The sequence below is a fragment of the Leptothoe sp. PORK10 BA2 genome, assembly GCF_034932105.1.
GTDB lineage: Bacteria > Cyanobacteriota > Cyanobacteriia > Phormidesmidales > Phormidesmidaceae > Leptothoe.
The window spans coordinates 1-25,428 of the sequence record NZ_JAYGIG010000138.1; the positions used below are offsets into that span (position 1 = coordinate 1).

Below are 25,428 nucleotides of genomic sequence, written 5' to 3' on the forward strand. Positions count from 1 at the left end.
GTTTCTGGGCAACTTGTTTGGATAAAAAATTTCCTAACCCCGGGGAGACATGGGCTTGAAGCTGAGCACGAACGGTTTGCTCAATGTCTGCCAGGCTATTCATCGGCAACCCCTGGGCTTGAGCGTCTTCATGGAGAATCTGTGCAATTGCTCGCACATGGGAATCGAGTTGCTGACGGCTGTCGGGTGTCATCGCTATGACCGGATAGAAACGATACCTTCTAGGATATTTTTTCTCTGGCTAACGGTTGACGTGCTCCCCTAGGCAACACCCAATTTTTGCACTGCCCATTTGTTGTATAAAGCAAGAGCGCGCGCATCCACTGACAGTAAAATTACGGATACCTCTATGATGGGGCGTAGATTCACCCTGACAGTCATGAATCGGGGCGTTAAAATGCTGACTATCAAAGCCCCCCATTACGATGACGCAAACCTTGGTTGCCAATCTCTAAAGCCTTCACATTCCCAGATTGTGTTGGCATGTTGATGTTTCTCAGGATTTTACGGATCCTTCACATGCTGTGAAGTTTTCTAGAAGTGCATCCGAGAAGCTCCCCTACCCCGTTTTTTCCAAATGGTTTATGTGTATTAATTGGGTAGGAAATCTTGAACCCTGTAGTTTCATAAAGGCTGCTACAAGTCTATCAAAATCGCCATAAGACTATCAAATTGGGTTGAAATCTTGATGTTTCTCAGGATTTTACAGAATTTTTCTGTATATCCCTTCACATGCTGTGAAGTTTTCTAGAGGCGTATCCGTGAAGCTACCCTGCCCTGTTTTTTCCAAATGACTTATGTGCCTTAATAGATAGTAAATTCTGAACCCTGTAGTTCCCGAAAGGTCACCACCAGGCTCAAAAAAGGGTATCAAGCTCGCCACAAAACTATCAGCGCAGGCAAAGTTCTTGTCTTGCCATGCATCAGATCAATCTAGGAAAATATGAAAAAAATTCAGCCCGATACCTTGTTGGAGCAAGCTATAGATATAAGAGCCGCACGTACCTTGTGTAGAGATGGTTGGTCCTGCGACCAAATCAATGATGTCTTGAAAAACATCGAAATCACCCATCAGCAGTTTGCAGCGTTCCAAGAGCAATCTAAGGCCCTGGATGAGCTACAGGAGGTCTTTGGCCCCCCCGCCAACTCCCTGTACAGCAAGCGCCATGAAACCGAGCAGTCAGAGATTGATTTTCTGAATCGTGGCCCAGATGCCGCCACGGAGGTGCTACGAGAGAACAACTGGCAGGCCTACGAAATTAGCCTTGTCATCCAAGATTCCATGTTTGTGCCCTTGGATGAACCTCAATTGGCACCGCAGGCTCCCTACTACGGCAGCAGAGAGATGGCATCTTTTTCAACCGCCACCATTCCGAACCATGGCGGCTATGCCCTCAGCGATCCCCACAGCATGCCCCAAAGTGAAATGGTCTCCAGAGCCGTTCAAAATTTCACCTATGCCTCTACCCAAGCTAGCTTTGACCCAAGCAGGCAATCACGCCGGACATTGAAGCGGGATACGCTTATTCTGGCATTTATGGCAGCCGTGGCCCTGGCTCTGCTGTTTACGTTGCTGTAATTGCCGCTGTAATTGCCGCTGTAATTGCCGCTGTAATTGCCCCATAAGACAGCTTTATAAGGCATTAGTACTCAACGACAAATTCGTCAAAACGGTTGATTGGCAAGCAATCTTCCAATTCGATGCGTTTAACACTGGCGCGGTCAGGGCCCACCCGAGCCCAGGCAACCAAGAGCTGCAGTTGCGCATCGGCACCATCGGCCACAATTTCTACGGTGTGGTCGGGCTTGTTCATGACATAGCCCGTCAAATTGAGTTCCTTGGCTTTTTGGCGGGTGTGATAACGAAAACCCACACCTTGTACGCGGCCATAAACCGTAATCTTGATTCTCGACATTTTAGGGATGAGCTAAATAAAGGGGTGAGCTGAATTTCTGATCCCTATTTTGTCTCAAGATGTAACGTAATATAACTTTTATTTAAGTTTTATCAAGAGAAAAAAATATTTTTGCTCAAGGGATTTTTTTCACAATGCCAACTAGATTGGCATTGACAAAGCCGCAGCCGCTGACATGCCCTAAATCAGCAACAGAGTATTGGTTAGCAGAGTCTCTGGAACTTGAGCCAAAGCAGCTTTGACCACATCAATGCCCGCACCCGGTCGACAGGCATGGGCCGTTAGGTGGCTTTTCCATACACGGCTACCGGGCTGGCCATGGAAAAGCTGAAGCATGTGGCGGGTAATGGCATGCAGTTTTAGGCCCTGATCGGTCCAACGAGCAATATAGGGCAGCATCGAGAGCACCACCTGATGCCGGGTAAGGGCTGATTGGACTGCGTAGATGTCGCGATCGGCTAGGGCAAAGATGTAGGGATTGTCATAGGCGGCGCGGCCGATCATCACGGCATCTACCTGATGCAGGTGCTCCTGGGCTTGGTCCAGGGTCGTGATCCCACCGTTAATTTCAATCCATAAATGGGAATGGGCCTGTTTAAGACGATAGACATCGTCATAGCGCAGGGGCGGAATATTGCGATTGTCCTTGGGACTTAGCCCCTGGAGCCAGGCTTTGCGCGCATGGACGGTGAATCGACGGCAGCCAGCGGTGGCCACAGTGGTGACAAAGTTCTCCATGTCTTCGTAGCGATCGCAACTATCAATCCCAATCCGATGCTTCACCGTCACCGGAATCTCCACCGCCGCCTGCATGGCCGCCACACAGTCGGCCACTAGCTCTGGATGGGCCATCAGGCAGGCGCCAAAATTACCGCTTTGCACCCGGCTACTGGGACAGCCCACATTCAAATTCACTTCGTCATAGCCCATATCCTCCGCAATAGCGGCACATTTAGCCAGGATCTGAGGATCATCCCCGCCGATTTGTAGCGCTAGGGGTTTTTCCTCAGGATCAAACCCCAGCAGCTTGTTGCGATCGCCATGGAGAATCGCTTGGGACGTGATCATTTCCGTATAAAGCAGCGTTTTACGAGTGATTTGCCGCATGAAGTAGCGAAAATGCCGATCGGTGCGATCCATCATTGGGGCCACACTTAAGGGATGGAGGCGGGAATGAATAGGTTGAGATAGGGCAGGAATGGATTGAGAGAGAACATCAAAACTCATAACATTGACCCCTCCTGCTCCAAATAGTCCTTAGCCTTTTGCGGCTGGCCCCACAGCACCTGCTCATGCTTGTAAATCACCATGCCGGGTCGGGCTCCCTTCGGCTTATATACATGCTTAGGCTGGGTATAGACCACTGGCACCTGTTCTGACTGCCTGGCTCGACTAAACCAGGCCGCTATGTTAGCCGCCCAAGCCAAATCCTCATCACTTGCCTGGGCTCCCGGAGCTAACCGCAGCAAAACATGGCTCCCGGGAATTTCTTGGGTGTGGAACCACAGATCGTAATCATTGGCCGCCTTAAAAGAAAGGGCTTCGTTCTGATTATTGTTGCGACCGACCCAAATCTCAATGCCGCTAGGGGTGCGGTACTTGTGGAAGTTGGGCAGATGATCGACCCGAGTCCGGCTCTGACGCTGGTAAGGATCATCTAGATAGGCCTGCTGCACCAACTCATCTCGAATTTCTTCTAGGGCAGCCAGGTCGTCAGCATCCCTGTACTGAGCAGTTTGGCTCAGGGCCGCTTCCACCTGCTCTAAATAGTGCAGTTCCGTTTCCACCTCTGTCAGCAAAGGCATCACAGCATCACGGGTCCGTTTGAGTTTTTGATGCCGTTTATAAAACGCTTGGGCATTTTGCACCGCATTTTTTTCAGGATTTAAAGCCACCACCACCGGCTCCCCCGATTCAAAATCCTGCAGCTCAATAGCGGACATCCCTGGTTTCCAATGGTGGAGATAGGCCATCAGCAAGTCGGCCTTAAAACGATAAAGATCGGCCTGGTCAGAATCCTCCAGACGTTGGTGAAAATTCGCCGCCTTTTGTCGTAGCTTTCCCGCTAGTTTTTTGGTTTTTTGAGTGAGTTGATTATGTAACTGGGCAAAGATTTGCTGGTTGAGCTGGGCCGTGTAATAACTATCCAACAGCTTCTGCAGGGTCCCTGCCACAGGGGATGCCGCCGCCCAACCCAACACCGTATAGCCCGTCTCTGTATGGGCTGGTTGAAAGTCGTTTTTCTCCAGGCACTGGAGCCAGCGCTGCCACTGGAGATACAGTCGCTGCCAGTCTTCGGTGGTCAAACTATCGGTGGCCTGACTGGGATCTAACTCAGCGGCCAAGCTCAGTTGGCGGGCTAGGGCCGTGCTCAGACCGCAATAGCTCGTCAACATCATTTTGCTCAGCTTACCGGGCACCAAACTAATTCGTTCTTGCCAGTCGGTAAACGGTTCATCTAACCGAGGAAACACCCCCACCATGGCCGGAGGCGGCCTGTATTGCCCACCCGTGCGAATAGTCCGAACACTCGATTGTTGCTCACTCACCTGATGGGCCGCCGTCACAATGTTCTGCTGCCCATTCGTCAGCAGAACATTGCTGTATTTCCCCATAATCTCCACATAAAGGTGCCATTCAGCCATTTCATCGGGACGGCGGGCAAATTGTAAATCCACCGCCCGTTCCCAAGGAGCCAAAAAATTAATTTTAGTCAGGGCTAAACCATTAAACTGATGCTTCAGTTGCTGGCTAAAGGCAAACGTGTCAGGTCGCTTTGGGGGTGCCGCCCCCATGTGAATACGGGCGGCTTGAGGATGCCAAGAAATTGTCAGCCACCCACGGCGCTCAAATGTACGTAAAGCAAGACAAATAGTGTTACGATCCTGTTGCACTACCTGCTCACAGCGAGCAGGCAACCATTGGGCGGTTAGCTCGTTACATACAGCTTTAAGAGTTGTTACATCAACCGGCTGCACTTTTTTTCCTCTGTTTTCAGTAATTTTGTTGAATTCTGAATGATTCTTCTCGTTTTTCGCGAGAAACCCTTGTTAGTTGGGCAGTCTAGCAATGCACCAAATATGACGGGATTCGATATTTTCAATGGTTCAGCGTTGTTTTTTCATGTTTAAGCCCGTTTTTTTCGTTAAGCTGTCAGTACTAAAAAATTAGTGATTTACGCAGTTTTCACCCCTTTTTGCTACGTCATGTAGCGGTTGACATTTTCACTAAACTGTGAGCAATAAGCTTGCTATAGAACCCTATGGAAATCAAACTTATCAATATTGGCTTTGGCAATATCGTATCTGCCAATCGCGTTGTCGCCATTGTTAGCCCCGAATCTGCACCGATTAAACGTTTAATCGGTGACGCCCGTGACACCGGGCAGCTGGTGGACGCCACCTACGGCAGGCGAACCCGCGCGGTTATAGTGACTGACTCAGATCATGTCATCTTATCGGCCCTCCAGCCGGAGACGGTGGCTAATCGCTTTCTGGTGAATAAAGAATCGAATGGAGAATAGGCGATTACCTCCCTAGTAGAGTTCCTGGATGAAGCCTGAGGAGGTTTACACTAAAGACATTCATAATGCCCAAGAAATTGCATTTGCAGATGTCCGTTAATTCCGCTCGTCCTCCGGCCCTAGACAAAATTGTTAAACGCTTCCAACGGATTCAGGATCCACGGCGTCGCTATGAGCAACTGCTGTGGTATGCCAAACGTTTGGAAGAGTTTCCCGAGGACTCAAAAACACCGGAAAATAAGGTCCAAGGATGCGTCTCCCAGGTTTATATCATTGCGACGACTGACGAAGAAGGCAAAGTCAGCTTTCAGGGAGACTCGGATGCACAAATTACCAAAGGACTGGTGGCCCTCTTAATTGAAGGCCTCAATGGTCTCCCACCCCAGGAAATTGTGCAGCTAGCCCCTGATTTTATTAAGGATACTCAGCTGGATGTCAGCCTCACGCCCTCACGGGCCAACGGCTTCTACAACATTTTCAAAATGATGCAACAAAAGGCGTTGGCGTTGGTGGGTGGGTAGTTTAGATCGGTCGGTTTTGATACCGACCGATCTAAACTACTGTCCATAAAAGTCCGCCGCAAAATCATCACCATAGAAATCATCTTCTCCATTCCCATCACTGGCTGCATCGCCATCCTGGGCAGTAATGCCAAAGACGGCCAGTAGCCCGTTGTGCTCAGCAGTTGAGTCTAGAACATTTGCCTGGAGTGCCTGCCACACGGGGGCTGCTGTAATTAAAAGCTGTCGTCCTGTGGGTGTCGCCTTGAGGGACTGGCTCCGTTTGTCTTTACCAGGGCCAATGTCAATCCACCCATGCTTGCACATGCGATCTAGGGTGCGGCTGATGGTGGATTTTTCCATGCCTAGCATCTGCCCCAACTGGCCAGGGGAAATAGGCCCCCGACTGACGATAGTGGCCAAAATATTCAGCTGGTTGATGGTGAAGCCTAACGGGCGCAGGGCATCGTCATAGAGGCGGGTCACCATGCGATTGATCTGGCGCAACCGTCGCGCAATGCAGTCATTGGTTATTTGACGGGCAATCTCTTTGGGGGTGCCGTAGGGAGACATCATAGGCGGGGCAAGATAGGCGGCAGCTGAATAGTTATCCCTAGGCTAAGCACTAGTTGTATATCCAACCATCTACGTTAGCAAGTTACACTAGGTTACTTGGCTTAATATTCGTTAATATCTACTAATATTTAGATATATCTAATCGTAGCGAAGGTCTATGGATATCCTCGATGCCATCCCAGTTGATAATCTGTGGATTGGGCTGATTGTGGGCTTCGCTTCTTTGGTACAGGGTCTGGCGGGGTTTGGGTTTGCCCTGGTGTCCATATCACTGCTGCCCCTATTTATGGAGCTGCAGCTGGCGGTGCCATTTGTGATCGCCGTCAGTCTGATTGGGAATATATCCCTCTGGTGGCATCATCGGGAGAGCTTTGAGTGGTCGCGCATCGGGGATCTAGCTGCCGCTGCCTTGGTGACCATTCCGGTGGGGGTGATCGGTCTCAAATATGTACCTGAGCATTTAGCTCTCCAAGGGTTAGGGGTTTTGGTGCTGGCCTATGTGGCTTACTCATGGCTGCAGCTCAATCTGCCCGAGTTGACGGGGCGACCTTGGGCCTACGCGTTTGGCGCGGCCTCAGGGGTCTTGACTGGTGCGTTTAATACGGGTGGCCCGCCCCTGGTGATCTATGCCAACTGCAATCAGTGGAGTCCTGAACAGTTTAAAAGCAACGTACCCGGGACGTTGTGTGTGCTGTCGACGGTTGCGATCGCAACCCACTACTGGCAAGGACACTTTGACGGTCCCCTGATGACCCAGGTGGGTTATGCATCGCCCTTTTTCATGGTGGGCTTGGGCTTGGGCACCTGGCTGTCCAAGTACATCAATGCCGATGTTTTCCGTCGCATGGTTCTGCTGTTACTGGGAATGATTGGCTGCAAGCTACTGATGTAGTCATCAGTAGCTTGCAGCAATACACCCCGCATCACTACCTATCATCTAGGGCGGGGACGTCTCCTGGTCTGCAGGGGTGACATCAACAGTTTCATCACTGAGGATCTCCACCTCAGGCCGAGCCCCAGGGGTTTCCGGTACTAGCTGTTCTAAAACAGGCTCGATCTCGGCAGGCTCCACATCCATAGGATCGATCTCCACCGGCGCCACATCAAAGGGTGGATTATCCCTCAAACTGTCTCGCAAGGCATCACCCAGAGGTGGATCTACAGGCTGATCTACAGGTTCGGGGGGGGCATCCAGGCTGAGCTGAGCGACCTGTCCTCGGAAATACGGTTCGCGATACTTGAGGGATTCGGCAAACGCCACCCCGGCCCGAAAGGCCACCAGCGCATTATTCGTATCGCCAATTCTTAAATACACCTGCCCCAAGCGGTCATAGGCTTCCAAAATCCCGTGCTGATTATAGGCTTGCTGCTCGGCCCGCACCAAGAGGTTATACATTGTGAGGGCTTCATTGTTCAGCCCCTGCTCAGCATAGAGATCGCCCACCTCTTTCAGCACCGTGCTGACATGGCCATACAGCTCCAGACGCTGAGCGGTGACATAGGCCAGGTTGTAATACTCCAGGGCCTGGGCATAGGCCTCCAGAGCACGAAAATTACGGGCCATGTCAATTTCCAGGGGAGGCTCCCGGTCACTTTGGCCCGTGGCTCGATAAAGTTTCAGCAGCTCCGCCTGCACCGGCAACGCCTGGGGGTAGTTCTTCAGTTCTTGGTAACTGTAGATCAGATCATTCAGGTACTGGGTGTATTCCAGGGTATTGCCCTGGGCCTTGGCCCTAGCTACCAGCTGGGTATAGAGGGGAGCGGCCCGCTGAAATTCAAACCACTCCAAATGGTGATTCGCCAACACCACGACCCACCCCTGCTGAGCCGCTTCATCCCCGGCGGTCATTTGGATCAGCTGCAGGTAAATTTCGGTGGACGTGTCCCGCATGCGGAGGGTTTGGGCAATGGTGGCAATGGTTTCCACTTGCTCTAGGTCGGCCGTAGCCTTTTCCGCTGCCCAAATCCGCTCCAGCCTCACGGCCATCAGCCGAATCTCCTGGGAACGCTGGGCATTCCAAGCCTGCAGACCAATGCGGTCTAAGGCCTCCAGTTCTGCCTCTAGGCCAAATAGACGACGCAGCTGCACTTCCCGCATCCACAGGGCAAAGGCTTCGTCCGGTTGCTCCGCCAGCAGGAGCAACCGGGCCTGCTCGTCTAGCCGAAATAGCTCTAGTTCTAGGTTATATAGCTCTAAGGGGCTTAGGGGGCGGTCCACCACGGTGGTGGGGAGTAATGGGTCCCTGGGGTCTGCGGCCAAGGGATTGGTGAGAAAAGCATCTAGCAATACGGGGTCCAGCCGCTGCCCATGGGCCGGTAACGCCCATAAGGCTAAGGCCACAAAGCCCCCGGCCAGTTGCTTGCCAAAGGAGCGGCACCAAGACCGCTTTCGTAAACCAAAATAAACACTCATTTACAGAACTTTGTACTCGCGCTGCTTTGCGACCGTGGGCGGTCATCTGTGCTGTAATCTTAAGATCTTGTGTACTTTTTGACGTTGCAAACCCCCAGGCCAAATCTCGGGATGGCTTTATGGACAAGGTCTGGATGGATCAAAGTCGTTGAGCTGGTGCATCCTCTCAATGAGCAACGGCAATCTTTTGTCAGCAGGCCTTCAATGGCTGTCTAACCATAACAAATCTGTTAACTATGTCCCCAAATGTAGCAACCCGTACTATCCGGATTGGTTCTCGTAAAAGTCAGCTTGCCCTAGTGCAAACCCACTGGGTGCAGGGTGAGCTACAAAAGCGCTTTCCTGAGATTAACTTTGAAGTTAAAACCATGGAAACCCAAGGGGACAAAATTCTCGATGTTTCCCTGTCTAAAATTGGCGATAAGGGTCTTTTCACCCAAGAGCTGGAAGACGACATGCTGGACGGCACCGTAGACTTCGCCGTCCACTCCCTGAAGGATTTGCCCACGCGCCTGCCTGAGGGTCTCATGCTGGGCTGTGTCACCGAGCGGGAAGACCCCGCCGATGCCCTAGTGGTCCATGCAAAGCATGCGGGTAAAACCCTGGACCAGCTCCCCGAGGGGGCGATTATTGGCACCTCGTCCCTCCGGCGTCTAGCCCAGCTGCGGCACCACTTTCCTTCCTTCCAGTTCAAGGACATTCGCGGCAACCTCAACACCCGTCTCAGCAAGCTAGATGCAGGTCAGTACGATGCCATCATCTTGGCAGTGGCTGGTCTGAAGCGGCTGGACATGGCAGAGCGGATTCAGCAGGTAGTGCCAGCCTCCATCTCTCTCCATGCGGTCGGTCAAGGTGCCTTGGGCATCGAGTGCCGCACCGGGGATGAGGATATTTTGACGGTGATTAAAACCCTGGAGCATTTGCCCACGGCCCAGCGTTGCTACGCGGAGCGGGCCTTTTTGCGAGAGCTAGAAGGGGGCTGCCAGGTGCCCATTGGCGTGAATACGGTGATCGAGGGCGATACCCTCACCCTGACTGGTATTGTGGCCAGCTTGGATGGGCAAACAGTGGTGAAAAACGAAATCTCGGGTCCGGTGGCCACGGCGGATGAAATGGGTACCACCTTGGCCAAACAAGCTAAGGCAGCGGGTGCCCAGGTAATTTTGGATGCGATCGCAGCCGAAAGCCGTTAAACGATCGTACGGCGGGCATCGCCCACCGGCCCAAATCATTCCATCCCTAGGATGCAGTCAACCCACTGCATCCTTTTATTTTGCCTAACCAACCAAAATAATCCTGCCCCCACCTTAGCCCTTACTTCCGCTGTCCCTACTACTCCCTAAGCCCAAACCAGCGCGACACTTTTGACCACCCATCCCCAATTCCTGAGCCATCCGTATGCTGAAGCACTATGCACAGATCCAATCGGCCTCTAGACTTGATCCCGTGGACCACGGCTTTTTCAAAAGGGCAACAGGAACGGGATGCGAATTTTATTTGTGGCAGCAGAAGCCGCTCCGCTAGCAAAAGTGGGCGGCATGGGCGATGTGGTAGGTACACTGCCTAAGGTACTGCGCGCCATGGGGCACGATGTACGGGTCTTAATGCCCTATTACGGCACCATCAGCAAAAAAGTGGATGTGCCGGAGGAGCCCATCTGGTGGGGCTATGCCATGTTCAATGCCTTTGCGGTCTATGAAACCACCCTACCCAAGTCCGACGTCCCCCTCTATCTCTTTGGCCATCCCGCCTTTGACGGCGACGAAATCTACGGCACCCCCGACGAAGACTGGCGCTTTACCTTTTTTGCCAATGGTGCCGCCGAATTTTGCTGGAACTACTGGAAACCCGATGTGCTGCACTGCCATGACTGGCACACCGGCATGCTGCCCGTATGGATGCACCAGTCCCCAGAAATCTCCACCATCTTCACCATTCACAACCTGGCCTACCAAGGTCCCTGGCGCTGGAAGCTAGAAAAAATCACCTGGTGTCCCTGGTACATGCAAGGCGATAGCACCCTGGCCGCAGCGCTGCTCTATGCCGACCGGGTGAATGCGGTGTCCCCGACCTATGCCCAACAGATCCAAACCAAGGAATATGGCGAAAAGCTAGAAGGGCTGCTGTCCTACATCAGCGAAAAACTTAGCGGCATTGTGAACGGCATTGACCTGGATGAGTTTAACCCCGCCACCGACGAACAAATTGAACAAACCTACACCGCAAAAACCTTAGAAAAACGAGCCCAGAATAAACAGGCACTACAGGAAGAGATGGGGCTGGAAGTGAATGATGGCCGCTTTGTGATTGGCTTAGTCAGTCGCCTAGTAGAGCAAAAGGGCATTGACCTAATTTTGCAAACCATGGACCGATTTTTGTCCTATACCGATGCCCAGCTGGTGCTGCTAGGGTCTGGCAACCGTGATTATGAAACCCAGCTGTGGGAGCTATCCAATCGTTTTCCAGGGCGGGTGTCGGTGTACTTGATGTATAGCAGCCAGTTAGCCCAAAAAATCTATGCTGGGGCGGATGCCTTCCTGATGCCCTCCAAGTTTGAACCCTGCGGCATTAGCCAGATGATCGCCATGCGTTACGGCTGTATCCCCATTGTGCGCCGTACCGGTGGTCTGGTGGATACGGTGACCCACCATGACCCGGTGAAGGGTGTGGGCACGGGCTACTGTTTTGACCGCTATGAGCCATTGGATTTGTTTACCTGCATGGTCAGGGCCTGGGAAGGATTCCAGTACAAGCCCTTCTGGAAAGAATTACAGAAGCGGGCCATGGCAGAAAACTTTAGCTGGGAAAGCTCCGCCCTGGAATATATCAAGCTCTACAGCGACGTGAAAGGACTCCCCTATGAGAGTCAAATTCCAGTCAAGTACGGTGGAACCTTGAAGACAGCGGTTTAGAAATTTTCATCCAGTTTTTCCAAGCACAATATTGGCTCTTTAGGACAAAACTATACTTTATCAATCTGAAAATCTAGGTTCTGAGAAGTCATATTCATAGTCTCCTGAAGCATCTGAAAGGCGCGACATACTCTCAGAAAATAGCTCGTCATCTAGATTTAAGAGAGTAGTGACCATACTCAAGGTTGTCTAAGTTTTATGAGTTGGTATTGGTCACGTTTGGCCGGGAAAAGCTGCCATTTTCACAGATAGTGAGTTTCTGCAAAATAGCCTGGATTTCAGCACTACCGCTCTGGTTAATCTCCTGGATCACAGCAATATTGATCAACTCCATCCCCAGACGTACCCAGTAAGCGCCCGTCACAGATTCAAAATCCACCGGGGGCATTTGGCCTGAATAGGATTGGTCCAAATCCAGCCCCAGCTTGTTACCCAGGGCACGCACCACATACTGACGTTGGGGCTCCGCCTGGGCCACCCATTGCCCTAGGGGCTGGGCAAAAATCTCCGTAATCTGTTCTTCCCCAGCCTGTTTCTGCAACCACACTTCCACCGTCGAAACAGGCCAATCGGTCGTCTCTTCATCGACTTTGGCAAAGGCATGGGCTTCGGCATAGGAAACTTTGCCATCAGCATCATAATCAGCCGAGGCGACAGGCTCTCCCGTCCGGTCCACACCGCTAAGGCCAGCGAAAAAGCTGGAGCTATAGTCAAGGTAGTCAGCTTCATTCACTTCCGGAGTGCAGCCCACCGAGGGTCTCTCGTCAACGGTGGCGAAAAAGCCACAGCGATTGTGCAGGGCAACGGGATTGTCCGGGTTACCTTGTTCGTAAATAAGATTGGCAAAGGAGCCCGCAAAGCACTGGGCCATCATGGTGACCAAGGGTTGATCGGGGGGGAGTTGGTCTAGCCAGCCAGTGAGCTGTTGCACTGAAACAAACTGTTCCTCCCAGAGGATCATCGCATTGTTGTCCGGGTTCTCGTCGTTATAGGCGCCGTGACCAGTGAAATAGAAAAAGGCTGGACAAGGGGGTGATTTTTGTCCTAACCCTTCGAACCAGGCTTGGGCATTATCCACCGTGGCAGGACCATTGAGCTGGTCAATGTCTGGGGGTTTAAACTGTTCCTGGCCGACAAGATTAATAAACCGAACGGTGGCGTCACCGTCATTGCCATTGGCAAAATACTGGCGCACATGACTGAGGCTAATACCTAGGGTGCTGAGGGTACGCTGAAAGTAGTGAACATTTTTTTCGAGGGCAATTTCGTTGTAGTGGGGGGCTCCCCCTCCCGCTAGTACCAAGAACTCCATGGGTACCTCCCCGGTCGCTAGGGCCGGGGTATCCGCCAGGGTATAGGCAGCCGTATTGTCAGTGGCAGCTTGTCGACTCCAGCCCAGACCCAGTCCAATGGCCACCCCCAATAGGCTGGTGGTCAATAGCTGGGTCAGAAACAGAGGGGTACGCATGGAAAATGTTGACGTTGCTTCACCTATTTTAGCCACGGGTTTACACCATCGGTTTTAAGGACTGGGTGGAAATGGCTCCACCGCCCTGTTTTAAGGGAGCAGCGTAAAATAGGAGCAGTTTTGGCCATCTTAACCGTTGCATCTAACATCCCATGCATCAACTTGTCACCGCTGCCCTTGACGCCCAGGACTATCGCCGGGCTAAGCAACTGATCCAACAGTGGCGTAAGGCAGCGCCCAAGGACCCGCTGGTGCTGCTGTCTATTGGACGGTTGCAGGAAGGAACGCTCCAGTGGGATGCGGCGGAGAAAACCTACCTGACGTTTCTCAAACGGGTGAATAACCCCAAGCTGATGGGGCAGGCGCGGACTGGGTTAAAACGGGTGCAGCAGGCGCGGGAATCAAGTCGTCGGGAAGCACTGGATGAGGCTAAGGCCGTCCTGGGGAGCGAAGAGCCTGGGGTGCTGGTAATTAAACCACCGGAGAATGCCCAGCAGGCGGCGGTGGGAATGGCAGAAGTGCTGAGGATTGATCCCTATATGGCGCGGTTACAACTGCCTAAAAAGGGACTACGGCTGCAGCGCACCGGGCCGATTGGGGAGATGCAGTATTACGGAGAGGCTCTGGAAGCGGCAGGAATACCCACGGTGTGGGCCACCCTTGACCAACTCAAGGCTGTCCAAGTATTTCAGGTCAAGCATTTTCAGGCGGTTTTACCCCAGCCGGTGGTGGTGTGCCAGAGTCCCACGGGGCAGATGGGTTCCATCCAGTTTGATTGGTCTGAGGTGACCCAGATGGTCAGGGCACAGCTGCCGGTGTTTGAGCAGGTGAATGATAAGGACCCCAGGGGAAAACTCCAGCGGAAGGAATTGGTGCAGGACTATGCCCAGGTGCTGGACCTGCATGTTCATGGGCGGAAGATTATTTTGCGGGGGTGCGATCGCACCTACGAATTCCGTAAAAGCGTTGCCCTCATCCCCGACCAAACCAATCTCACCTCCAGCCGCCTGCGCTGGAACGGCCTGTGGCAGACCATCCAGCGCAGCACCAACTGCTCCACCCAGGAGGACTTCACCAACTTTGGCCAAGGCGCTTTAGAAATGATGTCCCTGCTGCCCTACATGCCGGTTTACCTAGACCTCAACCGCCGCAAACCCAGCGATTGGGACACTGCCCTACAGATTTACAGCACCTTGCTTTTCCTCACTAAGTAGCTGTTAAGAAACTACTTCATGGGATAAGCCTGAAAGGCTTGTTAAGCCATGATTTAAATCAACAAAGCCATGATCTTATTTTTTAACAAGCCCTAAGGCCCAGGCGGCGGAGTAATCCTAAACGTCTCCAACCGTCGGCTAATCTGATTCAGTAAACCAAAGTCCGCCTCTGGCAACTCGCCCCCCCGACCCGACCGATTCTCCGGCGACAAAAACGCAAAGGCTTGGCGAAATGTGTCGCCATCCGTCTGAATCGGTGCATCTAAATGGCAGGGAATCACCCGCTCAAACCCGAGCTGACCCACCTGATTGGCCCAAGTCAAAACCGCATTGGCCCCCCGATTAAAAATCAAGGCCTGCAAAACGGGAGCCACCACCAATCGCCCCTGGCCACTCAGACAATCAAAGGATTGCTGCCAACTAGGCTGCCAATCAAAGGGATACAGACCAAAATAAGCCCGTTTAGACCGATCCGACGCCTGCTTTCTGGCTTGCAACACCTGACTCCATTGGGGATCTTTCAAGGCATCGGGCCGAAAGTAAAAAGCAAACAGGACGATACGCTGCCAGCCTTTGCGCCGATTCTCAGCATTGTCCGCTGGGGCATCCGCCGCACTCTCCTTGGCATGAAACAGTAACGGATAGCTGTCTAACTGCACAATGGGTGGCGGATCAGCTGGAATGGACACCACTGAGTCCGTCACTAACAGGGTTTTAGACGCCCGATGCAGTAAAGCCACCTCCGAAAAAGGACCAATGCCCAAGTTGACTGGCCCCAGCACCCGATAGTCAAACTCATCCCCAAAGGGAGCATCGGCAGGATTTTCTGGGAGCCAGTGGGTACGGCCCAGGGGAAATCCCAGCCAGCTGAGGGGTAGATTGAGGGGAAAACTCCACTGGTGGCGGGCGACATAGACCTGAGCCACAGGAAACTTGCGGGCAAACGGGGCGACAAAAACCTTGTGCTCCAGGCCCGTCACCGTGGGCAGAATGATGTACTTGACCGGGCCGTAGATAGCTTCTAGCTCATGGACCAGGCGAATGCACTCTGGGGTAGGAGCAATGGGGGCATAGACCAGCAAGCCGCCAGCGGCCAGACGGATCACAGTCATGCGGATGGGCACAACCACGTACAAAATGCCCTGGAGTTGATCAAAGGTCCAAACCTGGTTGGCAACAACCTCCCTGCGCAGGGTGCGCCGCTGTCCATAGGGGTACAACGGCATCAACGGCCACCATGGCCAAGACCAATCGGCGGAACGATCCCCTGACCGCGATTCAGACACACCCTATCCTCCAGAACCAAACTCAAGCTTTAGTATTTTAGGCGGTTCGGTTCATCCTCTAAATCAACAACGGTATATGTAGGGCATATCTTGAGTCTGGTACCCCCATCCGTTGATGCAGCCAATTTCAGGGTTGTTCGTTAACATCCTGATTTTTGTCTACCTACACCCATAAAAAAGCCTCTGTCATGGCAGAGGCTTTTGAGAGGTGGAAGAACACTTTGATGGGGCCCATGGTTAGCGAGACGTGGACTTTTCGGGGGATTGGCTGGGCAGGGTGCCAGGATCTAACACCTCTAAATAGTCAGCTAATTTGTTCCACTCACGGGCCACTCTGACATTGGCTGTATCCGCAGCAAACCGGAGTGCATCAATAATTTTCGTTTTTTGGCTTTCAGTGATTGTGTAGTTCATTCTGCTTGATTCCCAGTATTAATGTTTATGCCCAAACTGAACAGCTCGATCACAATGTCCTTGAGCTTTTCAAGGGTCTAATTCCTGTTATAGACCTGAGTCAATAAAAATTCTGTAATCTTTGCTCCAAAGGAGAAAGCCTTGCCGTATTTTTATACTTCCCAGAGGCACTGCCCTGCATCGTTCAGCAGGGGATCCCAAATTTGCCATACTAAGAACTAACCCGATCCACCCAAACTCTCAATCCAAAATCATCGTCGTGTGAGGCTAGGCTACCTATGACCGTCACCACCTATAAATGGACCATTGACCGTTATCACCAGGCCATCCAAGCGGGCATCTTCGACGACCAACCGGACAATCAGCCCATCGAATTACTGCGGGGAGAAATCGTCGTTATGCCGCCAGAGGGCGAACCTCATGCCTACTACAACCGTGAAGCTGGCGACTACCTGCGGGCGTTGCTCGGGAGTCGGGCCAAAGTCAGTGAAGCGCACCCCATCACCCTCAGCAATGACTCAGAACCCATTCCCGACCTAGCGATCATCAAACCCCTCGGCACCGTCTATCTGGAACACCATCCCTACCCCAGCAACATTCACTGGCTAATCGAATTTTCTAACGCCACCCTCACCAAAGACCTGACCACTAAAAAGATCACCTACGCAGAAGCTGGAATTCGAGAATATTGGGTCGTCAACCTCAAGGATAAACAGCTCCATGTCTTCAAAGATTTACAGCATGGGCAATACACAACGGCAGAGATCCTGAAAACTGGCACCCTATCGCCTATGGACTTTCAGGATATAAACATCCAGGTATATGACCTCATAAACCCATAGTGGGATAGGCTGCGCCAGGACTACTGTCGACGACTACTCACGCTCTTGAATCGGAAACTCTGCCCCTGCCTGGTAGGCCTCAAAATACTGCTTAAAGTAGGTGGTGCTGGTCACATTAGGTTCATCCGTGGCGTCTGGGGTGTGCTCGTAGATCGGCACCCGCTGCCGAATCACCTCGATCAGCTTTGGATTTAGCTGCTCAAAGTGATCCACCCGCTGAATCGTCGTTTCAAATCGCAGCCGGGCCGGATGTTCATAGCCCAGTTTCATCCAAGGGAGCCAGGGGCAATCCCTCGCCCATAGGGGAGTCGGTGCTTGCACCCCAGGGCGCACGGCATAGGTGGTGAAATATTCGGTGCCTTTGAAGAACTGGCCAGGGCAATGGTCGCGGTATTGGGGATCATCGGCCAAGGGATGGGGATAGGTTAAGGGAATTTCTTGCACCTTCTTCAGGTAGGGTTCACCGGCCGGGATTGTAGTCGTTTTAGGGGAAACATCCCCCTGCACCACTCGATTGGCAATGGGCACGACGGACACGGGCGGTTGGCTGGGAAAAGGCTGCCAATGGGTGAGCACATCGCCGGTTGCTGGATCGCAGTACAGACCCAGCTCCCGGTTAATGCGGTGGCCGTATTCGCCATTTTCGCCAGAGCAGAGGAAAACCTTGGTGGCGTTCATGCCTGCGATCGCAAATATTCTTTCCAAAGGTCCCTCCGGCGACAACCGCCACCAAACCGTCCCTTCCCAACGGTAGTAAAGCTGCTGGCCATGGTACTGGCGATAAAAATCCAGATTATTGACATCACAGGAAACATCCAAAGCAGACATGACTAACGCACCTAACGAAAAAAACCATCCCAAAAACCACCGAAATATGAGAATCCCCTTGCCTATCCACTCAATCCTGACTGGGGATCAATCAGAAAAGGTATATGTTGCAACCATTAGAAGGCAATTCTAAAGAAAATAAGTAAATAAACCTATTTGTCATCTTTCCATGGGATTCTTAAATCAAGTTGATAGTTCGACATGTTTCTAACACCTTCGCAACATTGTATGCATCGAGGCTCAGTTTAGATCCATGAGGTCACTGCTAAGGGCTACGTCACGGGGCTTAAGCAGTTGCCAGAGAACTCCTCAGGTTTTGTTAGCGTCCGTTGATGCTAGCAAGTTCAGGACCGGGGCTGTCTGTTTTAAAACGGGCAGCTCCTGGGGTGGGTTAACAAGAAGCGGAAGAAGCGGCGATGCTGTTTCAACCGCTTTTTTTTTCGCTAAGGTTAACTCAACATTAGAAACTAAAGTATGGAACCATCCGCAAAATCCCCGTCCATGTGGCAGCAAAAACCCTGGTGGTGTCAGCCCTGGTCCATCGTTTTAACCGGACTGGCCATCCCCACCGTCAGTTGGGTATGGCTGCATCGCTGGTGGCTTACCACACCGGCCGCCCTGATGATTTTGGCGTGGTGGTACCTGTTTCTGTATCTAGTCCCCAAGAACTACGAAACCAGCCAATCTGACCAATGAAGTATCTACCCCTCGCCGCCCGCATTTGCTTAGCCCTGATCTTTTTAAAGGCGGGCATCACTCACCTCATAGGATTCAATGGCTTTGCCACTATGCTGGGCCAACAGCTCTTCCTCGGTGGTTTATTAGCCGCAGGCACGATCTTTTGCCAGATGGCCGGTAGCCTCTCCCTACTGTTGGGTTACAAAGTCAAAATCGGCGCACTGCTGATAATCATCTTCCTAATTCCGGCAACGCTAATGTTCCACAACTTTCTAGCCGATGGCGAAAAGCTCAATGATTTCCTAAAAAATGTGGGGCTGATAGGTGGCTTGCTAATGGTGATTTACACAGGTGCGGGAGCAGCCAGTTTAGATAAGGGTAGGTTTAGATAAGAGTAGTTAGATCAGGGAGGTTATAGGACTACAAGCCTACTTCAATCGCTCTGTTAGGCCCCGCCACCTGGGCATTTTCCAACTGCTGCTCCAGCTCCTCGACCGTTGGCAATGTGCCCTGTAAATCCGCCGGTAGCTGCCGTCCTAAACGATGGGTGGCCACACCAATGGGTTTATTCACATCCCGTAGAGAATACTCCGCCACGGTGGCATCGTTGGATTTGCACAAAATCATGCCAATGGTGGGCTGATCATCGGGGTGACGCAGCAGATCGTCCACCGCAGAGACAAAGAAATTCATCTTGCCGGAGAATTCCGGTTCAAACTCCCCTAGCTTTAGATCGATCACCACAAAGCAGCGCAGCTTGAGGTGATAAAACAGCAGATCCAGGGTGTAGTCCTTAGTCCCCACCTGGATGGGGTACTGGCTGCCCACAAAGGCAAAGCCCACCCCAAGCTCTAGCAGAAAGTCACGGATGTGGTTGAGTAAAGACGTTTCTAGGTCTCGATCCTGGGCATCGGCCGCCAGGGTCAGAAAATCAAAATTATAGGGATCTTTAATCAGGTTTTGGGCCAGATCTGACTGAGCAGGCGGCAGGGTGCGTTCAAAGTTAGTAATGGCGGCGCTGGGCCCCGGCTGATGGTGTACCCCCTGCTCAATTTGCAGCAGTAGCACATTCCGACTCCAGCCGTTTGCAATCGTTTGGCGGGCATACCATAGTCGCTCTTCTGGATCCTTGAGCACGTCTAACAGCCGGACATTGTGTCCCCAGGGAATTTGGGAAAAGACCTGCTGTACCAATGCCCCATCGGGATTAGCATCGGCAAAGGCCCGCATATATTTCAGGTTGCGGGCCGAGAAGCCGGTCATTTCAGGAAAGTCCCGCTTCAGGTCCTTGGCTAGCCGATCGATCACCTTCGTGCCCCAACCTTCCTGCTGCTGCCGAGCTAAAATTTCCCGGCCAATTTGCCAGTAGAGCAGGATCAGCTCTTGATTCACCGCTAAGGCTGCTTTTACCTGGGCCGAGCGAATGCGATCCTTGAGGGATTGCAAAAACTGACGATAGTTATCGGGGGTCAGGGAATTGGCCATGGCTAGAAAAAAACTGCAAGCGCCTAAGGGGAGAAAGCTAGCCCAACTATACTCGGCCCACAACCCACCCCCTAGACCTTGCGGCGAAAGAATGCATGGAACGGCGCAGCCTTATCTTATCTGGCTTCATCGTAGCTATACTGTTATATTTCTCAATAATTCAAAATAATTACCACAATAACTTGCAAAAGAAAATGGCTGCCCAAAACCTCAAAGAGTCTAGGCAGCCAAGGCAATCATCACTATTCAGCACCTTGACTTCTACAGCAGAAATCTTAGATGCCTTCACATTTATTAATATAGGCGAATAAAAGTACAAAATATCAATTTTCTGGTGGATACCGAAAAATATTGGTTTCATTTTTGGCGCTCAACATCAGGGCAAGAAGGCATCCCTGATGGAAGCGCCTCAATAATCGGAGAACTAATGGGAGCCCTTTAGTTTAGGGTGGGTGGGGTAACGTGCCCCAGGGTTGCAGTCTGGGGGGCAAGGTTGGTATGGACCATGGGTGTGGATAAACAGAGAGTAGCGGTCATTGGTGGTGGGGCAGCCGGTTTTTTTGGTGCGATCGCAGCCGCCACACCTCAAACCAGCGTCACCCTCTACGAAGCCGGTCCCGAATGTCTAGCCAAGGTGCGCATCTCCGGCGGCGGTCGTTGCAATGTCACCCACCACTGTTTTGATCCGGCCCAGCTAGTGCAAAACTATCCGCGTGGTGGCAAAGCCTTGCGGGGGGCATTTTCCCGGTTTCAACCCCAAGACACCATCACCTGGTATCAGCAGCACGGGGTGAAGCTAAAAACCGAAGCCGATGGGCGAATGTTTCCCGTCACCGATGATTCCACCACCATTGTGGACTGCCTGATGCAAGCCGCCTCGCAGGCAGGGGTGATCATCAAAACGCGGATGCCCGTCAGACAGGTAACTAAAACCCCTGGGGGATTCTCCCTGGGGCTAACGGAGGGGGAGGTGGGGTGCGATCGCATCCTCCTCGCCACCGGCAGCAGCCCCCAGGGTTATCGCATCGCCCAAAGCCTCGGCCACACCATCGAACCACCGGTACCGTCCTTATTTACCTTCACCATCAAAGACACCGCCCTCAGACAGCGCAGCGGCCTATCCATGAACCCGGTGGAGGTCAAACTAAAACTGGTCGGGCAAAAGCAGCCCTTGATCCAAACTGGCCCGGTCCTGATTACCCACTGGGGGCTGAGCGGACCCGCGATCCTCAAGCTATCCGCCTGGGGTGCCCGGGGTCTCCATGACCAGGGTTACCAAGGAACCGTATTGATTAATTGGTTACCCCAGCTGAGTCAGGATGAGGTCCGAGCCCAGTTGCAACAGGCCAAGGGGGAGGGAGGCAAAAGAGCCATTGCCAACCACAATCCCACCCCTGCCCCAAAACGTCTGTGGACCTACTTTGTAGAACGGGCCCACATTGACTTGCAAGCCCAGTGGGCCACCCTCTCCAACAAAGCCATCAACACACTCACCCAAGAACTGTGCCAAGGAGAATATTCCATTCAAGGCAAGGGCGTTTTCAAGGATGAATTTGTCACCTGTGGTGGTGTTCGGTTGAAAGAGGTTGATTTCAAAACCATGGAAAGCCGCCTCTGCCCAGGTCTCTTCTGCGCTGGAGAGATTCTCGACATCGACGGCATTACCGGCGGATTTAATTTTCAGAGTGCCTGGACAACAGGTTGGTTAGCAGGGCAGGAGATTAAATCTGGCCTTCCCAAGTCAGCGTCTGTTCCGCCACATTACTCCCAAAGGAGCGAATAATCTTGAGTTCAACCTGGGCTTGGGTGCCACCACTCAGAAACTGGGAAGGAATCGGCAGGCGTCCTAGGGACAAGGTAAATCGATTGTGATCCTGCACAATTAGATCCTCTGGCACGGGCCCCTCAAATTCCAAGTTGTAGCGACGACGGCGACCGTCATCGCCCGAGGTGCTGTAGCGCACCTCAAACCGGGTATCGAGCACCTCCGATCGCTGGGCCAAATCCACTACATTTATTTCAAAGGTGCGGCTGCGGCCATCCACTTGGCCCACCGCCAGCTGAGTCACTTCTGCCACTGGCACAATGCCATCGACTCGATAGGTGGTCAACGTCTCTTGTTCTAACGTCTCCCCCAACAGCCAATAGGCGTCAGGAAAGTCGATGGCCACCTCCCCGCTGGGCTGTAGCTCCAGACCCATTGACTCGGTAAATGTTTGGGCCGCCTGGGGAGCCTGCCAATCGAGGGTAAATTGCCGCTCAATGTGGCCGGTATAGAACTGATAGCTGTTGGCAATGGTGGAACCGGCAGCTAGTAAATTGCTAGCCCCGCTGCGAGTTTCCCATAGGTTCCGGGACAAGGTAATCGTTTGGTTGGCCAAGCCTGAAACTGCTAGGGACTGGCTCGGTGTTTCTGAGGGCAAGGGCTCTAGCTGATTGATTAAGACCAGCTGACCTAGGCTGCCCTCTCCGCCATTGCTGCCATTCCGACCGTCGGACCCGTCATGGCCATCGTCACACTCGTACTCTTCTCGCCGACAAAGGCCATCCTGGCACACATCTACAGTCCAATGGTGATCCTGGCACTCACATCCGTCTGTGCCATCCCCACCACGACCGCCCCAACCGGCGCGACCGGCCGTCGCCGTAACTAAAATCTGTCGTAGGTCGCTGGGGTTAGTGTACTGGACCGTCAGGGTTCCGCCATGGCCACCGCGCCCTCCAGCCCCGCCGTCACCCCCGTCACCCCCGTCTGCCGCTTGTAAATCACGGCGTTCGTTCCGGGGCTGCTGCCGACAGCGCACCCATTCAGCGTCTTCCCCATGGCTGCCATCCTCGCCATCGGTGCCAGACAGGTCCAGCAGAATGGATTCCCCCGTGGCTCGCACAGTTTGGCTGACACCATCCCGGCCAGGGCGACCATCCCGACCAGGGCGACCATCCCGACCATCCTGGCCGTACTGAAAACTGGCCATCGCGGCAGAACCACAGACATCCATGGCGGCTAACGAGACCCAACTCGTGAGGGTGAGGGTGCCAGCGGTCAGGGCGCTAATGCTCAAACGAACCAGATAACGAGACCCATGGGGAAAACCAGAAAACACAGTCATAGGAACAGTACAAAAATCAAACAAGGAACCGACATGGCGACGGGCCAAGAAACCGACATGGCGACGGGCCAAGAAACCGACATGGCGACGGGCCAAGGAACCGACATGGCGACGAGCCAAGAAACCGACATGGACTCAGGCCCCAGGAGAAACCTCAAGTCCTGCCCTAGGGATTCCAGGCACAGCACCCATATTTACTTAGATCAAACCATGGGGACATCGCCCGGATGGGACAATGGGACACAGTTTTTTTTGGCTCCCCATGGATGATCTGGCGCAATGTGTAGGTCGAGTTGATAGGCTATAGGTTGCTTGCCCATCCCATTGGCTGGGTCATGCAAAGGTTGCAGGGATATTCGTTCTGCTGACCAAGGTGAAAGATTTTATCCATCGGTTTCCATGTTATCCACCCTCGACGATCTAAAACAACGCCTCCAAACAGCCCTCGTGCATGCGTTTGGCCCCGATTTGGCAGGTACAGACCCGGTGCTGGTGCCGACGAATAATCCCCAGTTTGGTGACTATCAGGCGAATGTGGCCATGTCTCTGGCAAAGCGGTTGAAGGATAAGCCTCGTGCGATCGCAACCAAAATCGTCGAGCACCTCACCATTGATGACCTGTGCGAACCACCCCAAATCGCCGGGCCTGGTTTTATCAACCTCAAGTTCAAAACCGAGTATCTGCAAGGGCAACTCAAGGCCGTTTACCTGGACCCGCGCCTAGGGGTGCCCATGGCTAACCCGGTGCAGCGCACCATCGTTGACTTCTCCAGTCCCAACATCGCCAAAGAAATGCACGTGGGCCATCTGCGCTCCACCATCATCGGCGAATGCATCGCCCGCACCTTAGAATTCCTCGGCCATGACGTGTTGCGCCTCAACCATGTGGGCGACTGGGGCACCCAGTTTGGCATGCTGATCACCCATCTGCGGGATGTCTGCCCAGAGGCCATTACCGAGTCCTCGGCCATAGACATCGGCGACCTAGTGGAGTTTTATAAACAAGCCAAAAAGCGCTTTGACGAAGACGAAGACTTCAAAACTATCTCTCGTGAGGCTGTAGTTGACCTCCAGTCCGGCGAAAAGACAGCCCGGAAGGCATGGCAGCTGCTATGTGAACAGTCCCGAAAAGAGTTTCAAAAGATCTACGACCGCCTAGACATCACCATTCAAGAGCGAGGAGAATCTTTTTACAATCCCTTCCTGGACGATGTCGCCAAAGATCTCACAGCCCTCGGTTTATTAGAAGAGAATCAAGGGGCTCAGGTTGTTTTTCTAGAAGGCTTTACCAACAAGGACGGCAACCCCCAACCCCTGATTGTGCAAAAATCTGACGGAGGGTTTAACTACGCTGCAACAGATCTCGCCGCCATCCGTCAGCGCACCATTGACGAAAAAGCCCAGCGGGTGATTTACATTACCGATGCGGGACAAGCCAACCACTTTGCCCAGGTCTTTCAAGTAGCCAAGCGAGCCCATTGGATACCCGAGGGGGTGGAACTGGTGCATATTCCCTTTGGCCTAGTCAAAGGAGAAGACGGCAAAAAGCTCAAAACCCGCTCGGGCGAAACCATCAAGCTGAAAGCGCTCCTAGACGAAGCCGTTACTCGCTCAGAACAGGATCTACAACAGCGCATTAAGGACGAAAACCGCCAAGAGTCCGAGGACTTTATCCGAGAGGTTTCCACCGCTGTAGGTTTGGGGGCGGTCAAATATGCCGACCTCAGCCAAAATCGCACCAGCGACTACATCTTTAGTTTCGACAAAATGCTGGCCCTCCAAGGCAATACTGCCCCCTACATGCTCTATGCCTATGTGCGGGTGCAGGGCATCAGCCGCAAGGGCGACATTGACTTTACCCAGCTGGGGGATGCTCCCATGGTGCTAGAGGATGACACGGAGTTAGCCCTGGCCAAACACCTGCTCGCCCTCGACACCATCTTGCTGGAAGTGGAGCGGGATCTCTTTCCCAATCGCCTCTGTCAGTACCTGTTTGAACTTAGCCAAAAGTTCAACCAGTTCTACGATCGCTGCTCGGTTCTACAGGCAGAGGAACCCCAGCGCACCTCCCGACTGATGCTATGTGACCTCACTGCCCGCACCCTCAAATTGGGTCTAACACTGCTCGGGATTCAAGTCCTAGAGCGGATGTAAGTCCCCTAACACCCCATTCAGCCGGCCATCAAGCCGGGTGGCCGGTCGCCTACGGAAGCACGCCCGGCGGTGAGCTAGTCGTCACCATGCAGCGCATACAGGCTACATC

The 25,428-nt window shown here is 52.8% G+C and carries 23 protein-coding genes and 1 pseudogene; 12 read left to right on the plus strand and 12 right to left on the minus strand.

What is annotated here, in order from left to right:
* A pseudogene (locus VB741_RS22260) lies at positions 1-193 on the minus strand (ISKra4-like element ISLesp1 family transposase); the annotation flags it as partial.
* A 750-nt stretch (positions 194-943) separates the two neighbouring features.
* Here VB741_RS22260 and VB741_RS22265 point away from each other — a divergent pair.
* The gene (locus tag VB741_RS22265) at positions 944-1,579 is read left to right on the plus strand and encodes a hypothetical protein (protein WP_323367411.1); all 636 of its coding nucleotides are present in this window, start codon (positions 944-946) and stop codon (positions 1,577-1,579) included.
* A gap of 64 nt (positions 1,580-1,643) precedes the next feature.
* On the opposite strand, the gene VB741_RS22270 is transcribed toward VB741_RS22265, so the two are convergent.
* From VB741_RS22270 to VB741_RS22280, 3 genes are all read right to left on the minus strand, one after another.
* Complete coding sequence (locus VB741_RS22270) at positions 1,644-1,916, minus strand: acylphosphatase (RefSeq protein ID WP_323367412.1); 273 nt, start codon at positions 1,914-1,916, stop codon at positions 1,644-1,646.
* A gap of 180 nt (positions 1,917-2,096) precedes the next feature.
* Positions 2,097-3,143 (minus strand): tRNA dihydrouridine(20/20a) synthase DusA, encoded by a 1,047-nt coding sequence (dusA, locus tag VB741_RS22275; RefSeq protein WP_323367413.1) that lies wholly within the window; start codon positions 3,141-3,143, stop codon positions 2,097-2,099.
* Complete coding sequence (locus tag VB741_RS22280; protein ID WP_323367414.1) at positions 3,140-4,894, minus strand: Rqc2 family fibronectin-binding protein; 1,755 nt, start codon at positions 4,892-4,894, stop codon at positions 3,140-3,142. The genes dusA and VB741_RS22280 overlap by 4 nt, the downstream gene beginning before the upstream one ends.
* A gap of 284 nt (positions 4,895-5,178) precedes the next feature.
* Between VB741_RS22280 and remA the strand changes: the two genes are divergently transcribed.
* Together remA and VB741_RS22290 are read left to right on the plus strand one after the other, a co-directional pair.
* A complete protein-coding gene (gene remA / locus VB741_RS22285; protein WP_323367415.1) occupies positions 5,179-5,439 on the plus strand; it encodes an extracellular matrix/biofilm regulator RemA in 261 nt (86 codons plus the stop codon).
* Positions 5,440-5,528: 89 nt separating this feature from the next.
* A complete protein-coding gene (locus VB741_RS22290) occupies positions 5,529-5,960 on the plus strand; it encodes a SufE family protein (RefSeq protein WP_323367416.1) in 432 nt (143 codons plus the stop codon).
* A 36-nt stretch (positions 5,961-5,996) separates the two neighbouring features.
* Here the strand turns inward: VB741_RS22290 and VB741_RS22295 are convergent, their stop codons facing one another.
* A complete protein-coding gene (locus VB741_RS22295) occupies positions 5,997-6,515 on the minus strand; it encodes a MarR family winged helix-turn-helix transcriptional regulator (RefSeq protein WP_323367417.1) in 519 nt (172 codons plus the stop codon).
* A gap of 157 nt (positions 6,516-6,672) precedes the next feature.
* Here VB741_RS22295 and VB741_RS22300 point away from each other — a divergent pair, with 157 nt between their 5' ends.
* Entirely contained in the window at positions 6,673-7,407 is a 735-nt protein-coding gene (locus VB741_RS22300) for a sulfite exporter TauE/SafE family protein (RefSeq protein WP_323367418.1), read from the plus strand.
* Between the two features lie 45 nt (positions 7,408-7,452).
* On the opposite strand, the gene VB741_RS22305 is transcribed toward VB741_RS22300, so the two are convergent.
* Positions 7,453-8,928, minus strand: a complete 1,476-nt coding sequence (locus VB741_RS22305) for a tetratricopeptide repeat protein (RefSeq protein ID WP_323367419.1) — start codon at positions 8,926-8,928, stop codon at positions 7,453-7,455.
* Between the two features lie 236 nt (positions 8,929-9,164).
* Between VB741_RS22305 and hemC the strand changes: the two genes are divergently transcribed.
* A complete protein-coding gene (gene hemC / locus VB741_RS22310; RefSeq protein ID WP_323367420.1) occupies positions 9,165-10,121 on the plus strand; it encodes a hydroxymethylbilane synthase in 957 nt (318 codons plus the stop codon).
* A 291-nt stretch (positions 10,122-10,412) separates the two neighbouring features.
* Positions 10,413-11,840 carry a glycogen synthase GlgA gene (glgA, locus tag VB741_RS22315; RefSeq protein WP_323367421.1) on the plus strand — a complete coding sequence of 476 codons (1,428 nt, stop codon included), beginning with the start codon at positions 10,413-10,415 and terminating at the stop codon, positions 11,838-11,840.
* Positions 11,841-12,036: 196 nt separating this feature from the next.
* Here the strand turns inward: glgA and VB741_RS22320 are convergent, their stop codons facing one another.
* Positions 12,037-13,308 (minus strand): Caspase domain-containing protein, encoded by a 1,272-nt coding sequence (locus VB741_RS22320; protein ID WP_323367422.1) that lies wholly within the window; start codon positions 13,306-13,308, stop codon positions 12,037-12,039.
* A gap of 152 nt (positions 13,309-13,460) precedes the next feature.
* On the opposite strand from VB741_RS22320, the gene VB741_RS22325 reads away from it, so the two are divergent.
* Entirely contained in the window at positions 13,461-14,522 is a 1,062-nt protein-coding gene (locus VB741_RS22325; RefSeq protein ID WP_323367423.1) for a tetratricopeptide repeat protein, read from the plus strand.
* A 92-nt stretch (positions 14,523-14,614) separates the two neighbouring features.
* Here the strand turns inward: VB741_RS22325 and VB741_RS22330 are convergent, their stop codons facing one another.
* Positions 14,615-15,748 carry a DUF4336 domain-containing protein gene (locus VB741_RS22330; protein ID WP_442786431.1) on the minus strand — a complete coding sequence of 378 codons (1,134 nt, stop codon included), beginning with the start codon at positions 15,746-15,748 and terminating at the stop codon, positions 14,615-14,617.
* Positions 15,749-16,045: 297 nt separating this feature from the next.
* Positions 16,046-16,222, minus strand: a complete 177-nt coding sequence (locus VB741_RS22335; protein WP_323367425.1) for a hypothetical protein — start codon at positions 16,220-16,222, stop codon at positions 16,046-16,048.
* 278 nt (positions 16,223-16,500) lie between these two features.
* On the opposite strand from VB741_RS22335, the gene VB741_RS22340 reads away from it, so the two are divergent.
* Positions 16,501-17,064, plus strand: coding sequence for a Uma2 family endonuclease (locus VB741_RS22340; protein WP_323367426.1), 564 nt, complete (start codon positions 16,501-16,503; stop codon positions 17,062-17,064).
* A gap of 33 nt (positions 17,065-17,097) precedes the next feature.
* Here VB741_RS22340 and VB741_RS22345 read toward each other — a convergent pair whose 3' ends face one another.
* Entirely contained in the window at positions 17,098-17,892 is a 795-nt protein-coding gene (locus VB741_RS22345; protein WP_323367427.1) for a DUF1838 family protein, read from the minus strand.
* Positions 17,893-18,366: 474 nt separating this feature from the next.
* On the opposite strand from VB741_RS22345, the gene VB741_RS22350 reads away from it, so the two are divergent.
* Entirely contained in the window at positions 18,367-18,588 is a 222-nt protein-coding gene (locus VB741_RS22350; protein WP_323367428.1) for a DUF6737 family protein, read from the plus strand.
* The gene (locus VB741_RS22355) at positions 18,585-18,962 is read left to right on the plus strand and encodes a DoxX family protein (protein ID WP_323367429.1); all 378 of its coding nucleotides are present in this window, start codon (positions 18,585-18,587) and stop codon (positions 18,960-18,962) included. The genes VB741_RS22350 and VB741_RS22355 overlap by 4 nt, the downstream gene beginning before the upstream one ends.
* A gap of 28 nt (positions 18,963-18,990) precedes the next feature.
* Here VB741_RS22355 and VB741_RS22360 read toward each other — a convergent pair whose 3' ends face one another.
* Positions 18,991-20,055 (minus strand): PDDEXK nuclease domain-containing protein, encoded by a 1,065-nt coding sequence (locus tag VB741_RS22360; RefSeq protein WP_323367430.1) that lies wholly within the window; start codon positions 20,053-20,055, stop codon positions 18,991-18,993.
* A 505-nt stretch (positions 20,056-20,560) separates the two neighbouring features.
* On the opposite strand from VB741_RS22360, the gene VB741_RS22365 reads away from it, so the two are divergent.
* The gene (locus tag VB741_RS22365; protein WP_442786429.1) at positions 20,561-21,838 is read left to right on the plus strand and encodes an NAD(P)/FAD-dependent oxidoreductase; all 1,278 of its coding nucleotides are present in this window, start codon (positions 20,561-20,563) and stop codon (positions 21,836-21,838) included.
* Here the strand turns inward: VB741_RS22365 and VB741_RS22370 are convergent.
* Complete coding sequence (locus VB741_RS22370) at positions 21,777-23,285, minus strand: hypothetical protein (RefSeq protein WP_323367432.1); 1,509 nt, start codon at positions 23,283-23,285, stop codon at positions 21,777-21,779. The two genes, VB741_RS22365 and VB741_RS22370, sit on opposite strands and share 62 nt — an antisense overlap.
* Before the next feature lie 279 nt (positions 23,286-23,564).
* Between VB741_RS22370 and argS the strand changes: the two genes are divergently transcribed.
* On the plus strand, positions 23,565-25,319 hold the full coding sequence (gene argS, locus VB741_RS22375; RefSeq protein WP_323367433.1) for an arginine--tRNA ligase: 1,755 nt from the start codon (positions 23,565-23,567) through the stop codon (positions 25,317-25,319).
* Positions 25,320-25,428 lie beyond the last annotated feature (109 nt).